Below are 13,300 nucleotides of genomic sequence, written 5' to 3'. Positions count from 1 at the left end.
AGAATTTTTACAATGGAACTAACGGAAGCCTGTCTAAAAATTATTGGTTCTTCTTTCCCCCGAAGAGAATCTGAAGAATTAACCGTTGAAGAGAGAGTAAAAAAAGATTTGGAATATGTGAAGGAGGTGAAAGATAAATTTAATGAATTAGAAGCGGCAGTCATAAAGAGAACTTCTGACTGTAATGAAAATAGTTCTGATTGGCCAGAATGTCGACTTGCCACTAGAAAAAAGTTAGTAAACATCCTGAGCGTAACAGTTCCTAATGCTTTTTCTAAAAGTTCTTCCGAATCAGAAAAATTAGCAATAATAAAGGAGTATCTCGAAGCAATAAGTAAAGACCCTTCAATAATTGCTCCGCTTCTTGAATAAGTACATGATAGCCTGCAGAAAATAAAGTGGAAGAGGGAAAGAATTGTCACTTTTCTTTCATCGCTCTTCCACTCCCAGTCGCTATACTAAAATCAGCACGCCCAACCATTAAACAGCATGGTACAACAACTCACCCCTGAAACCAAACCAGAAATTATCTACCCAGACAGCGACGGAGAACCAATGGCAGACAACACCAAACAATTCCGATGGATTGTCACTATTAAAGAAAATCTAGAAATCTTGTTTGCCAGCATCCTACTCAAGCTCAAACTGAACAGGAACGGCAGCGTGCAGAGGAAGCGATCGCCCAACTTGAACAAGAACGACAGCGTTATCAAACTTTGCTACAACAAATACAGCAGCAAACCATAGACCCCGACCCTAGTAATTAACAATACGAATCCAACTAAATCAATCTCCCTTAGTCCAGTTTCCCAACTGTCTACTCTCACCCAGTCTTGCGAGAGTCTTAAACCCTATCTACAGCGTTCTAATTTTTAGTCAAAAGTTCGATCGCACTGTTCACTTATCGAAACTGTCCCCTGCTCTCCTGACCGCTTCAGTCGCACTCTCTATGCTTTAAGTTAATCAACCAAAAGATATATTTGACTTAGAGGCACTATGCAGAAACAAATCATACGCCAAAAAGATACTAATGCTTGGATACTTCAGTGCTGGGTTTCTTTTATTGTTGCCCTTTCCGCAACTACTGTAGGTATCATTTATTTACAGGTAGATCCCTGGCAAAAAGCTTTTATGGGTATGGGTTTAACTTTTTCAGTCGGCTCGTCTTTTACTTTAGCAAAAACCATTCGCGATAACAACGAGGCATCAACATTAACTGCCAGAATCGACGAAGCTAGAGTTGAGAAAATTCTCGCTGAGCACCATCCTCTCAAATAAACTTAAATTATACAGTGTATACAAAAAACAGCCCGCGCGGGCTGTTTTTGTTGTTTGAGCCACAGGTTTCAAGCTGTGGATGTGAATTGGGGATTTCAATGGCTACCTTTGAACTTACGATCACGCAACTTATTCTTTTGTCGCTGGCGAATACCGGCCTTAACTGTCGCCATATCCACCGGAAAACCAACGACAGGCATCACCTGATCCTTGCGTTCTTCTTCCAGATTCTTGAGTTCGGTGTAATCAACCCAGTGAATGCAATTCACCGGACAAGTGTCGATCGCCTCAGCAATCAACTCTTCAGAATCCCCGTCTTGTCGAACTACGCGCGATCGACCGTAATCCGGTTCAATATAAAAAGTATTGCGAGCAACGTGAGCGCAGTGCTTGCAGCCAATGCAGGTAATCTCATCAACATAGACACCTTTTTGGCGCAACACGCCGCCCAACTCCGGTTCCAAACCAGAGCGATCGGGCGCATCCCGCAAAAATCCCCCCAACTCCGGCTCTAAACCAGAGCGATCGATTGCTGTATCTATTCCGAGTCCAGAAAGCTCAGACATTTAGACCCCCACAATAGTAAATAAGTCCGCGCAGGCGGACTTTGATGAGACAAGATTGCAAAAATCTCGAAAAATTATTAAGCGCACCAGCGTTGCACCACCAAGCGGAGCGAACCGTCTTGATTTTGCTTTTGCTCAGAAATTTGGAAACCCTGCTTAGCGCTTTCATTCACCACAGTATGGTAAGCGTAGCGCTGAGTCACCTTATTCAGAAAACGGTCTACAGACCAAGCTTGCTGCCAAAACTGCAAGTCAGCCACCAATTCATACTCAGTCCCGTTCCAGCTAAAACCTACGTCGTAGCCGTTTTTTTGCTCAATGACAACCTCAGCGGTGCTGGTTAGGCCGCGATAGCCGCGCACCTCAGTTGGGCCCGACTTCCAGTCGATACCCAAGTCAGTTAAAGCAGCTTCCAAAGAATTCAAATTGCGGATCTGGGTCTTAATTTGGCTAAAGTGTGACATGGTGATTCCAAAAAAATTTAAGTGAACTCAACAAAAAAAATTACCAATCGCTAAAAGCCACTTGGGCCGTCGCTTCGGCTGACTGATGCAGCGCTTGCGCGAAATATTCAGATGTTGACTCTTGGTGAAGCACCACGCCGAGCTGAGCTTCAATTGCAGCCGTTACCTCAGCACAGGAAGCACCGACAATGCCGGTGACGGTTTCCTGTACGCGGCCATCTGGATAGATCACAAACTCTAGTGTTTCCATAATGCGGGCTGACTGAATAGGAATATTGAGAACAGACACCGACACCAGCAAGCCAGGGACGATGCCTCCTGAAGTAGCTTCTTGAGAGTTGGCTGACTGACAAAGCGCTATATCAATTTTGACGAATTGATAGGTTTTGAGTCACAACTTAACAGAACTTATTAATATGTAGAAGCAATACATCAGTTGTATGTAAAGTTTCGCGTAGATCGTGACAGCAGTCAAGTCGGTCGATTTTAGATTTTAGATTTTAGATTTTAGATTTTAGAGGGAGGAGGAAGGAAGAGGGGATGAACCGCAGAGGGCGCAGAGGGCGCAGAGGGCAGAAGGCAGAAGGTAAAAGGCAGAAGGCAAAACGCAAAAATATAAATTCCCCCACTTCCCCTCTAATTCCCTCTGGGGTCTAAAACGTCTCGCAGGCCATCCCCCAAAAGGTTGAAACCAAGAACAGTCAAGGTAATCAGCAAACCGGGAAACAAAATAGTCCAAGGAGAGGAAAGAGCGTATCCGCCCTTAAAAGCATCAGAAAGCATTGTCCCCAACTCAGGAACCGGCGGCTGTGCGCCCAAACCCAAAAAACCCAAACCTGCAGCTTCTAGTGTCGCCGTACCAGTCGAAAGAGTTGCTTGTACAACTAGAGGCGCGAGACTTCCCGGCAAAATGTGGCGAAAAATAATCCGTAAGTCGCTGGCGCCCAAGGCCTTGACAGCCAAAACAAATTCTTGTTCCCGCAGAGACAGCACCATACTGCGAGTTAAGCGGATGTAAATTGGAATTTGCACGAGGCTGACGGCGATAATTACGCTTTGCAGGCTCGGCCCGGTGACGGTAACAACGCCGATCGCCAGTAAAATCGAAGGAAAAGCTAACAAAATATCCGCCAAAGTGCCGATCGCCATTTCCAGCAACCCCCGAAAATACCCGGCCACCAGCCCCAAAAGCGTTCCCACAATTAAACCCGCACCCACAGAAACCAGGCTGACGAGTAAAGATATTCCCAATCCGTGCCACACCCGCACCAACAAATCTCGCCCCAAACTGTCGGTGCCAAACCAATGTTTAGCGCTAGGAGCCACTAAGCGCGACAAATAATCTCGATCGACCGCCGAATCGTAAGGGGAAAGTAGGGTGGCCAACAGTGCCGCGATCGTCAGCGCTACAGTCAAAATTAAGCCGATTTTCCCCGAAGTCGATCGCCAAAATCGTTGAAAAGCTGCTTGTGGAAATATTAAGTTTTTCTGCAATTTTAGATTTTCCATCGAATGCTGTCACCAAAAAAACTCAGGACTTATTGCCAAACCTTTTAGGACTGAGATAACTGTGGTGCCCATAAACTGATTAATTCATTGACAAGGGCGAGCAATTCAGATACAGACTCATTGGCTTCGGGCGCTTCAAATCCATGAATAAATCGGTTTCTTACGCTTAAAAGTAGCATTGCTCGATCGTACTCTTCGATTGAAATTTCTCCTTGGGAATACATATGTTTGATCAGAGATACAGTTGGAAATCTTTCAATGGGAATAGTAACTTCCTCAGCTCGTCTACGCAGTAGTGCTTCAATTGTTCCCCAAAGTGATAAAAACGAGCCTTCATTTTCTCCTAATGAAATTAGACGTTCACCCTGTATTTTTCTACTAAAAAATTGTTCCCAAGATAATAGATTGACTTCATTGTCTTCGTCTTTCAGTAAAGCATCTTCAGTAATTAACAAGAAACGCCAGCCTGTATTTTTAGAGACTATTTCAGCAATTTCTTTCAACCTGTCTATGGATGTTTGTCTGGCAGAACGTTTGAATTCGATTATGTAACCTTCGGCTTCGTTCTTTTTTACAATCAAATTTGGACGATATGTCCCTAAATCGAAAGGGATCTGTTCGGGTTCAGGGTCAACCAATACTGTATAGCCTTCTTGTCGGTATTTTTCGGCAATTTTAGATACTGATTTGTCGTGTATTAATTTAGCGGTCATAGATAACTCTCTAATGCTTTTGCTGAATTTATTCTAACGTAAACGCACTCGCATCAGATTCGGGTTCATTGCTTCCTTGATTAGTCGGCGGTTGAAACCGCTACTATACAAACAAAGTCCGCCTGCGCGGACTAAGAAATAAGGGAGATATTTAAGACAGATTAAAGGCTAGATTCACTCATGGCTTAGGCAACAGATTATAGACATCACCTGAAAATTCTGCATTTTTGGGGACAACTTCAAAATTGATAGTATATCCCGATGCACCTTTAATATCTAGTGACTCACGTATGGCCTGACCTCGACCAAAAACCAAATCTTTTCGGATAATACCATCCACGTAAATTTTGACAGATACACGAGTTAAATTAGAGTTGTCAGGTAAACCATAAGCTAGTTTTATTTCACCTGAGTTGTTGATGATTTTACAGGCAAAAGATTTGGGTCTCGATGCCGAAAGTTGAAAATAACTACTCGGTTGTTCAGTGCGCTTAGCAACACTAATTAGGTTATCATAGTCATAGTCATTGTTACCATTCCTAGACACATCTTCGCATTTAACTTCGGTAGTTGTAGCAGTAGGTGTTGGAGGCACGGAAGAAGGAGATGAAGATGAAGATGGAGATGGAAGTGAAGATGGAGATTGTGAAGTTGGAGATGAAGCCTCAATTATTGGTTGACCAGATTTGGTGAATCGAATAATTCTGGTTATGCTTTGATCGTTTTCGAGGTTGATAGTAAAATTTTGAGTTGGATAACCTACCTTACTCAAATTAACACGAACATCTCCTTTGGTGGGAATCCTGAGTTTGACATAACCATTATTATCGGTATACTGAGTTTCTGGTGGACCTTTAGCGGTGAATATAATTTTTACATCAGCTAAATATTCTCCCGCTTCACTTTGTGTATACAGTTCAATATTTTGTCGTTGTTCCGAACATAGAGCGGCAGTTTTATCTATACTACATCTAAATTCTGGAACGGTAGCAGCCGTAGCAACAAATGCAAAAAAAGCAATAGGAGTACCTAAAATAAAGCCCCATTTAGTGTAATTAATTGTCCGAGTAGTTGGGCTCATAAATGTTTTTTATCTTGAGTGAAGTGACAACCTACATAAATATCCACGCCACTAAACATTGGGAAACCGGAAAATTTATAAATATCTTGATTAAAGTGATTTTTTAGGATTTGCACTGATTTCCCGATCGCCCCCGACAATATCCCCAGCAACCATCAGCCGTGGGCTCAATCTAAAATCTAAAATCTAAAATCTAAAATCGGAAGACCCTTTAAGATATAGAGAACAAGATCAATTTAAAAGCACAATGACATCAACCCTACTCAAAACCTCAGCTCGATCGCCCCTCAACGCCCCAACAATCCGCCATTTCCCCAACGGCCTCACCGTTATAGCCGAACACTTGCCGGTCGATGCTGTTAACCTCAGCGTGTGGCTCAATTTAGGCTCAGCCGTCGAACCAGACGACATTAACGGCATGGCTCACTTTTTAGAACACATGATTTTTAAGGGAACTCCCAGCATTCCCAGTGGCGAATTTGAGCGCGCGATCGAGCAACGCGGCGCTGTCACCAATGCTGCCACCAGCCAAGATTACACTAACTATTACATCACCACAGCTCCTAAAGATTTTGCCGAACTAGCTCCCCTGCAAGTCGATGTGTTGCTCAACGCCAGCATTCCCGACGACGCCTTCGATCGCGAAAGGCTGGTAGTGTTAGAAGAAATTAGACGATCGGAAGACAATCCCCGCCGCCGCACCTATCAGCGATCGATGGAATTAGCGTTTGAAGTCCTGCCCTACAAGCGACCGGTACTCGGCCCGACTGCGGTAATCGAACAGTTGACAGCGCAACAAATGCGGGATTTCCACAGCAGCAGATATCACCCAGGGGCCATGACAGCCGTAGCTGTAGGCAATTTGCCAGTAGATCAACTAATAGAAATTGTCGCAGACAGTTTTGCAGCAAAAAGTACAGCACAAAACAACAAAATAAATGTGCCTGCTGTCAGCAACTTTCACCCTGAGCCCCAAATCCTGAACTACGGTCAAGAATCGCCCTTTACAGAAACAGTCCGCCGCGAATTTGTAGACTCTGCCCTTCAGCAAGCCCGACTGATCGTGATGTGGCGAGTGCCAGGTTTCATGGAAATGTCCGAAACTTATGCCCTGGACGTTTTGGCGACAATTTTGGGACACGGCCGCACAACTCGCTTGGTGCAGGATTTGCGCGAAGAAAAAGGGCTAGTGTCGTCAATTTCGGTCAGCAACATGACTCAGCGACTCGGCGGCGTATTCTCAATTTCTGCTCAACTACCGACAGAAAACTTGGCTGCAGTGGAAGCAGCCATCGTCCAACACATCCGCACTCTCCAAACCGAACTGGTGACAGATGCCGAAATTTCCCGCATCCGCACTCAAGTAGCAAATCGGTTTATCTTTGGTAACGAAACTCCGAGCGATCGAGCAAGTTTGTACGGTTACTATCAGTCGATGGTAGGAGATATCGCTCCCGCCCTCAACTATTCCGCCTGCATCCAAGCTCAGACTGCCGAGGATCTCCGAGAAGCCGCTGTCAAATATCTGTCTCCCGACGCAATGGGTGTTGTGGTAATTCGCCCCGACTAAGCATAAATCGGACTTCGCCTCAACAGGGCAATTCTGCTATCCTTCTGCTTTTGAGGCATCCAACGGCATTCGGAATTCGGTAGAAACAATGTCAACGCGCACCAGGGATTTTTAGTCAATAGTGCGTGAAATTCGATCGGCTCTCGCCTTGAAGGTTTTGTATCCAATAATTAGTATGAAGCCTTTAAGGTACGGGCGATCGGTAAAATTACCGTAATTTTATGAGACGATAAACTGGGAATTATTGACGAGCCAGCAATTTAGTCTAGGAAAACCGGGTTTATTGGCGATCGTAATTCTAAAATCTAAAATCTAAAATCTAAAATCGATTGAGCGGAAAAATTACCGTAATTTTATGAGACGATAAACAGGGTATTATTGACAATCGAGCAATTTGGTATGGGGCCACCGGATTTATCTGCGGTCGTAATTCTAAAATCTAAAATCTAAAATCTAAAATCGATTGACAGGGGCACGCACGCAAGCATGAAATTACAAAACTTTCTCAACTCAAACATTAGGTACGATGCCAAAGCAATCGCTGCAGACGACGAACTCAGTGGCCAAATTCAAAGCCGCCTCATTGACCTAGGTTTACTGAAGCCTCCTGTAGACGGAATTTTTGGCCCTCTCTCTACCGCCACCCTCCACCGATTTCAAACTCTGATGAAGTGCGGCGAAGCGGGTTTTTTGGGAGCAGTCACAGCCAAAAAGCTGATCGAAACCAAACCAGAGGACATTCCCACACAGCCCCTGATCCTGAAAACGCTCAGAGACACCATTTTTAAATCAAAACCGGTCGCGTCTTCTCAACTTCAGGACTCAGAAAAACAAGTAATACCAGCCGGAAAAGAGTTGGAGATCCTGGCTTTTGCTCCGGCTCGCGGTCACATCCGAGTTGCTCTCCGCAACGAGTCTTTCAAAGGTTCAGGGGTTTGGTATGTTTTCGGAGGACACGCTCAAATTACTCAAGACAGCATTCTGCTTTTTCCGAAACCGAATCCCCCAACTGTCAGGCTGGGCATTCCTTATCTATCGCAAATGGATAACTTCAACAATCCTACAGGTTCTTGCAATGTAACTTCATTAGCGATGTGTATGGACTTTTTGAGGGTGCCACGGCGCAAACAAACCGGGCAATATGAAGACGAACTTTACGAATATGCGATCGCCAAAGGTTACAGTCGCTGGGACCCCTACGATTTAGCAAAGATTGTTAGAGATTACGGCGCTCAAGATTTCTTTACCGAGAATGCAACTATTGATGACGTTCAAGATTGGCTAGCCAGCGGAAATCCCGCTGTCATCCACGGATACTTCACGTCTTTCGGTCACATTATAGTTGCATCAGGCTACGACAGCGAGGGATTCTTCGTCCACGATCCCTATGGCGAGTGGTTCCGAACAGGCTACGATACAAGTGTCAGCGGTGCTTACTTGCACTATACTTACCGCTTAATCCGCAGCCTCTGTATACCTGACGGGCATTTTTGGGTTCATTTTATCTCTAAGTAGTAATTTGTTAGTAGTTAGTGGTTATTGGTTATTGGTTATTGGTAATAACTAACCAATAGTTAACAGTTGACTCTCAGCAAGGTCGGACACGGCCTTGCCCATTGGTATCAACTTCAGCCGAAATATCGATCGGGCCCCAAATACCGCCAGGGGTTTAAACCCCTGGCTCATAGCGAAAGTCCTCTAAAAGAGGACTGAATAATTCATTAGACTTCTCCCGAAATTAGATTTTAGCTTAGGCTTGACTTGGGTTTCAAGTTCTTTTTTGGAGATGTCTATTAGTCCTCTTTTAGAGGACTTCAGCTTTGAGGCAGGGGTTTAAACCCCTGCCGGACTGCGGGTATTACTATTAATTTTCATGCTCAAATCCAACCAAGTCGATCGCGTAATCGGAGCACTGGTAGAAATATAGTCCACTCCGGTTTCGGCTACGCTTCTAATTGTTTCTAAAGTAACATTGCCGGAAGCTTCAATTTTGACCCGATCGCTCTTTTGGCGAATTATTGCCACAGCCTGCCGCATCAAATCACAGGACATATTATCTAACATGATAATATCGGCTTTGTGCTGCAAAGCTGTTTCTACTTCGGCGAGAGTTTCGGTTTCGACTTCGATAGTCAGCGGATAGGGGATAGAATTGCGGATTAGGGCGATCGCCTCTGCAATTCCCCCAGCCGCCGCAATGTGATTGTCTTTAATCATCACCGCGTCATCTAATCCCATCCGGTGATTGCAAGCACCGCCGACTTGAGTTGCGTATTTTTCCAACAATCTCAATCCGGGCGTTGTCTTGCGCGTATCCACTAATTGCACTGGCAAATCGGCAATTTTGTCAACATATTTCTGAGTCAAAGTAGCGATGCCGCTCAAACGCATTGCCAAGTTTAATGCTACTCTTTCTCCGGTTAGCAGCGCATCGAAATTGCCGGAAATCTCGGCAATTACTTCTCCTTTTTCGCACAGTTTCCCTTCTGGTACTTGGGGGATGAAACTGAGGCTGCTGTCTAAAAGTTTAAATGTGCGATCGGCAATTGGCAATCCGGCAATGACTCCCGCTTCTTTGACTATCCATTTAGCAGTACCCTGGATGCTGTTTGCGGGAAATAAGGCCGATGTTGTGCGATCGCCCCTACCGATATCTTCTAGTAGCCAGTTGTGCAATAGGGAGTCTAAAACTATCCAAGGCGGTAATATTGCTGTCATGTTTTTGTTGGTTGTTATATCAAGATCATATCTACTAGGAAGAATAGTCGATCGGGTAATTTTAGGCAAGTTGCAAAATGATGATTGTGTTAGTGCGGGGGCGATTCTACTAGATTAGGACTTACGCATGGGGGTCCAGAAACCGGGTTTTTTAGCGAATCTGCGGGCGGGAACGCTCTTTTCGTAAAAAAACCCGGTTTCTTTGGTTCGAGTGCGTCCAGAAATCTAAATAATGGGGTATTCTGTGGCTGACTTTGGGTGTGGGTGCTTTAATGGAGTAGATGGGTATCGATCGCGAGCAGAAACCATGATACAGCCAGTCATTTTAGAAAAATTAGCAGAACTCCCTGAGTCACTTCAGACAGAAGTGCTTCATTACATTGAGTTTTTGATAGAAAAGCAGGCTAAAAACTCCACTCAAAAAAAGCCGACAAAGAAGCGTTTAGTTGCCGGAACAATGAAAGGAATGTTTGTTCTACCGCTACCTGATGACTTTGATGAGCCACTTAGGGAAACTTAACTTACAAAACTCATTATCGGAGTTAGAGGAAGTATTGCAACAACATAGTTAATGAATGAATGGCATTCAATGTATAGTGAGGTTAGGTGTTGGTGCTATAATGATAGGGATGACTTTACTAAGGAACACAGAAATCAAAGTGGCGATTGAAAAATACAAAGACCAGACTATTGCAGCCGGATTTTGGGTTGCTTTAACGCTTCGTGAGGGCACAGCGCCTCTCCGTAGTTATGTAGGCGAAGTGCAAGCCGTTGATGGTAATGGTATTCGATTGACATTGATAGATTGGATTAGCCTTACCATGTCAGGTTCTGACTTGTTCGTTCCGTGGTCAAACATCGAAGCAGCCTTAATTGCAACGCCGGAACACAATCCAGAGATGTTTGTTGAGCAAGCGAAGGCGTGGCAAAACTCTGTTTCAAGCAAGACAAGCGGGAAATAGAAGTAACCAACCACAGCAAAAATAAGCTCACCTGAACTCCTACAAATTCGCTCGTCGTTGCTCCTCGCTGCACTTCAGGCAGCGAAGAACAAAAAAATCTGGGAATTGCATTTGCTACAGGAACATTCGCCGGTACTGCAACTGTTTTAGCTGCTTGGACTGCTGCAAGTGCTTTGGGAGTAACGGGTACATTATCGGGTGCTGCTGCTATCACTACCACCATCTCGGCTCTTGGTGGACTCAGTTTAATCACCGCCGGTCCAGCTTTTGTTGCATCGGGTACAGCATTTGTGATTTGGTTATTTCTCAAAAGTGGAAAGACACGGGATTCATCGGTGCTGCACCAGTTAGAAACTCGAACCTACACCTATACTGAAAATACCGTTCCGGGTGATTTTGGAGAATTTATTCAAAAGAATGTACGCGATAAATACAAATCGGATAATAGTTTTTCCGCTCCTAATATTCCCTTAGATAAACTATCAAATGCGCTGTCTGCATGGCTATCTGTTTACCCAGATGAAAAGGTAATCGCTTTGATAGACACCAGTGGTTTCTTGACAAATGCGGGGGTCGTTGGGAGCATCTCATATTTGTAAAAAAACTTCTTCTAGCTCCCTCCTTCTTCCTCTTTCCTACTGCCTTCTGCCTCCTGCCTCCTGCCTCAAAACTCCAATTTCTAGCTTGGCTGAAAAAGTGAGATGCTCCCGGGTCGTTTTTACTGACGGACGGCTTCTCTGGACAAACAAATCGAGCGATTACAAAGATTTAGCAAGATTTTTAAAGACGGAAATAAAATTATGCTCACTGCTCTGTGACGATAAGCAGAAGAAGGAGTTGTCTGAGTTGAAAAAGGTAGTTGAGATTTTATCTGACGAGAAGTACGCTACGAATTTATCTAATTTACAAGATTTAGTAGCTATCACCTCTAATGATGAGAAGTTAGGCGAACTTGTTTCTAATGATAAGTAGAAAAACCAATCTTCTCAATTAAAATATGCAGTAGATATTTTATCTAACGAGAAATACAGTAAGAACTTGTCTAAGTTGAAAGATGTTGTAAATATCTTATCTAATGGACAAGATTTAGTAAAAAATTCCCCGGCGCAATTAGTGTCCCAGCTATCTGACGAGCAATATAGGAAGGACTTGTCTAATTTGAAAGAGGTAGTAGGTATGTTCTATAATGAATCTGACAAGGAGAATTTGAGTCAATTGCTTCGAGAAATTGGTCTGAGATATAGCACAGTTTAGGCCGTAACTTTTGCCCGCGATTCGGACTATGAAGAAGGCGGAAGGCGATCGCCCACTATTGACTGCTAAAATTAAGGGCGATCGCTGGTTATGATTGTATTAAAATATGGTTCGATTCCCCCGCCATTCTAGCTTATTTGAAAACAGTCATTAAAACATCACATAACCATCATGCAAACCAAAACGATCGCAATTCGCGTTAATGCTGAGGTTGCCAGAATCTTTGAGGCTGCTTCTGAGGAAGAGCGTCGTAAATTGGAGGCATTACTTAGCCTGAAACTTAGTGATGCAATTCGATGCAAAAGACCCCTAGAGGAGGTAATGAGTGAGATTAGTCGGAATGCTCAAGCGCGAGGATTGACCCCAGAAATTTTGGATTCAATTCTTTGATCGGTAGCTCCTACTCAACAAGTAGCAGCTCGCACTTAAAGAAACAAACTCATATCAACTTGGAAAAAATCAGCTAATTTTCTGGCTTCATCTATTTCGATCGCCCTTCTGCTAACAAAAACTTTATCAACCTCTGTTTCCGTTCCCAAAACAGGAATCAAATCAGATTTCTCCAAATTTCTCGCATCCATTAAATGTTGCAACATTGAAGCAGCATTTCCTGCCGGAATCGGATAATTTTCAGATTCAAATTTTTCAATCAGCGTTATCAAAAGCTCCAGAAATAGCTCTTCCTCCAGCGATCGCATAGGGCGGTGTTCCAGTTCGCAAGCGAGAGCGATCGCGGCCTCGTTTTCTGCTTCATTTGCGATCGGTTTTGGTTGATACCGAACAAGTAAATCTGTATAAGATTTTGCATCAAAAGTACGGATCATTTTTCCACTCATCCTTACTTAGATTGACACAGGTAGCGATTGCTTTCCCTATTTAAGCTACAGTAAAAGCTATATTTTCTAGCACTACATTAGGTACATTTCCACTACCTAAAACCTGTGTAGCCTCTAAAACTTCTATCCCTACCAATAACTCATTTTCCCCAATATTTAAAGTAATTTCGTCAGTTAACTGTAAAGTGCGACACTGATGCTTACCTTCTACAAGTCTAATGTAGAGAGCATCAATTTCGGAATCATAACTAATCTTCCTAAACTTTTACCTCAAAAATAGAATGTATACTACAATAGAGTTAGTGAATCAGGTTTCGTAGTCAGGAACCCAACTCTAAAGAGATTGGGC

The 13,300-nt window shown here is 43.8% G+C and carries 18 protein-coding genes and 1 pseudogene; 10 read left to right on the top strand and 9 right to left on the bottom strand.

Going from position 1 to position 13,300, the window contains the following annotated elements; genetic code table 11:
* The first annotated feature begins 12 nt into the window (after positions 1–12).
* The 3 genes and pseudogenes from QUB12_RS04905 (at position 13) to QUB12_RS04895 (ending at position 1,278) form a co-directional block, all read left to right on the top strand.
* The gene (locus QUB12_RS04905; protein ID WP_333305732.1) at positions 13–372 is read left to right on the top strand and encodes a hypothetical protein; all 360 of its coding nucleotides are present in this window, start codon (positions 13–15) and stop codon (positions 370–372) included.
* Positions 373–489: 117 nt separating this feature from the next.
* Positions 490–627, top strand: a pseudogene (locus tag QUB12_RS04900) (Uma2 family endonuclease); the annotation flags it as partial.
* A 369-nt stretch (positions 628–996) separates the two neighbouring features.
* Positions 997–1,278, top strand: a complete 282-nt coding sequence (locus QUB12_RS04895; protein ID WP_333289473.1) for a YiaA/YiaB family inner membrane protein — start codon at positions 997–999, stop codon at positions 1,276–1,278.
* A 95-nt stretch (positions 1,279–1,373) separates the two neighbouring features.
* On the opposite strand, the gene QUB12_RS04890 is transcribed toward QUB12_RS04895, so the two are convergent.
* From QUB12_RS04890 to QUB12_RS04865, 6 genes are all read right to left on the bottom strand, one after another.
* Positions 1,374–1,844, bottom strand: a complete 471-nt coding sequence (locus QUB12_RS04890; protein WP_333232806.1) for a ferredoxin — start codon at positions 1,842–1,844, stop codon at positions 1,374–1,376.
* Between the two features lie 77 nt (positions 1,845–1,921).
* The gene (locus QUB12_RS04885; RefSeq protein WP_242716193.1) at positions 1,922–2,308 is read right to left on the bottom strand and encodes a DUF1257 domain-containing protein; all 387 of its coding nucleotides are present in this window, start codon (positions 2,306–2,308) and stop codon (positions 1,922–1,924) included.
* A gap of 40 nt (positions 2,309–2,348) precedes the next feature.
* A complete protein-coding gene (locus tag QUB12_RS04880) occupies positions 2,349–2,558 on the bottom strand; it encodes a DUF2997 domain-containing protein (RefSeq protein ID WP_333140087.1) in 210 nt (69 codons plus the stop codon).
* A gap of 386 nt (positions 2,559–2,944) precedes the next feature.
* Complete coding sequence (locus QUB12_RS04875; protein ID WP_333305729.1) at positions 2,945–3,817, bottom strand: ABC transporter permease; 873 nt, start codon at positions 3,815–3,817, stop codon at positions 2,945–2,947.
* Between the two features lie 44 nt (positions 3,818–3,861).
* A complete protein-coding gene (locus QUB12_RS04870; protein ID WP_333139950.1) occupies positions 3,862–4,530 on the bottom strand; it encodes a hypothetical protein in 669 nt (222 codons plus the stop codon).
* A gap of 178 nt (positions 4,531–4,708) precedes the next feature.
* On the bottom strand, positions 4,709–5,611 hold the full coding sequence (locus tag QUB12_RS04865; protein ID WP_333305727.1) for a hypothetical protein: 903 nt from the start codon (positions 5,609–5,611) through the stop codon (positions 4,709–4,711).
* 247 nt (positions 5,612–5,858) lie between these two features.
* Between QUB12_RS04865 and QUB12_RS04860 the strand changes: the two genes are divergently transcribed.
* Together QUB12_RS04860 and QUB12_RS04855 are read left to right on the top strand one after the other, a co-directional pair.
* Positions 5,859–7,181, top strand: coding sequence for a pitrilysin family protein (locus QUB12_RS04860; protein WP_333139946.1), 1,323 nt, complete (start codon positions 5,859–5,861; stop codon positions 7,179–7,181).
* Between the two features lie 486 nt (positions 7,182–7,667).
* On the top strand, positions 7,668–8,696 hold the full coding sequence (locus tag QUB12_RS04855; protein WP_333305725.1) for a C39 family peptidase: 1,029 nt from the start codon (positions 7,668–7,670) through the stop codon (positions 8,694–8,696).
* 318 nt (positions 8,697–9,014) lie between these two features.
* On the opposite strand, the gene nadC is transcribed toward QUB12_RS04855, so the two are convergent.
* Complete coding sequence (gene nadC / locus QUB12_RS04850) at positions 9,015–9,899, bottom strand: carboxylating nicotinate-nucleotide diphosphorylase (protein WP_333139942.1); 885 nt, start codon at positions 9,897–9,899, stop codon at positions 9,015–9,017.
* Positions 9,900–10,131: 232 nt separating this feature from the next.
* On the opposite strand from nadC, the gene vapB reads away from it, so the two are divergent.
* From vapB to QUB12_RS04825, 5 genes are all read left to right on the top strand, one after another.
* The gene (gene vapB / locus QUB12_RS04845) at positions 10,132–10,419 is read left to right on the top strand and encodes a type II toxin-antitoxin system VapB family antitoxin (RefSeq protein ID WP_333305723.1); all 288 of its coding nucleotides are present in this window, start codon (positions 10,132–10,134) and stop codon (positions 10,417–10,419) included.
* A gap of 55 nt (positions 10,420–10,474) precedes the next feature.
* Positions 10,475–10,861 carry a hypothetical protein gene (locus QUB12_RS04840; protein ID WP_333139938.1) on the top strand — a complete coding sequence of 129 codons (387 nt, stop codon included), beginning with the start codon at positions 10,475–10,477 and terminating at the stop codon, positions 10,859–10,861.
* A gap of 173 nt (positions 10,862–11,034) precedes the next feature.
* Positions 11,035–11,460, top strand: a complete 426-nt coding sequence (locus QUB12_RS04835) for a hypothetical protein (protein WP_333139936.1) — start codon at positions 11,035–11,037, stop codon at positions 11,458–11,460.
* An 85-nt stretch (positions 11,461–11,545) separates the two neighbouring features.
* Complete coding sequence (locus QUB12_RS04830; protein ID WP_333139934.1) at positions 11,546–11,833, top strand: hypothetical protein; 288 nt, start codon at positions 11,546–11,548, stop codon at positions 11,831–11,833.
* Between the two features lie 453 nt (positions 11,834–12,286).
* Positions 12,287–12,505, top strand: a complete 219-nt coding sequence (locus tag QUB12_RS04825) for a hypothetical protein (RefSeq protein WP_333139933.1) — start codon at positions 12,287–12,289, stop codon at positions 12,503–12,505.
* 35 nt (positions 12,506–12,540) lie between these two features.
* Here the strand turns inward: QUB12_RS04825 and QUB12_RS04820 are convergent, their stop codons facing one another.
* Both QUB12_RS04820 and QUB12_RS04815 read right to left on the bottom strand, forming a co-directional pair.
* On the bottom strand, positions 12,541–12,951 hold the full coding sequence (locus QUB12_RS04820) for a transcriptional regulator (RefSeq protein WP_333139931.1): 411 nt from the start codon (positions 12,949–12,951) through the stop codon (positions 12,541–12,543).
* Positions 12,952–12,991: 40 nt separating this feature from the next.
* Positions 12,992–13,204, bottom strand: a complete 213-nt coding sequence (locus QUB12_RS04815) for a DUF2283 domain-containing protein (protein ID WP_333140085.1) — start codon at positions 13,202–13,204, stop codon at positions 12,992–12,994.
* Positions 13,205–13,300: the final 96 nt, after the last annotated feature.

It is taken from the genome of Microcoleus sp. B7-D4, from assembly GCF_036705125.1.
In the GTDB taxonomy this organism is placed as follows: domain Bacteria; phylum Cyanobacteriota; class Cyanobacteriia; order Cyanobacteriales; family Microcoleaceae; genus Microcoleus.
The sequence above is the reverse complement of the archived record's forward strand: the minus strand, read 5'-3'. Positions and strand labels throughout refer to the sequence as shown.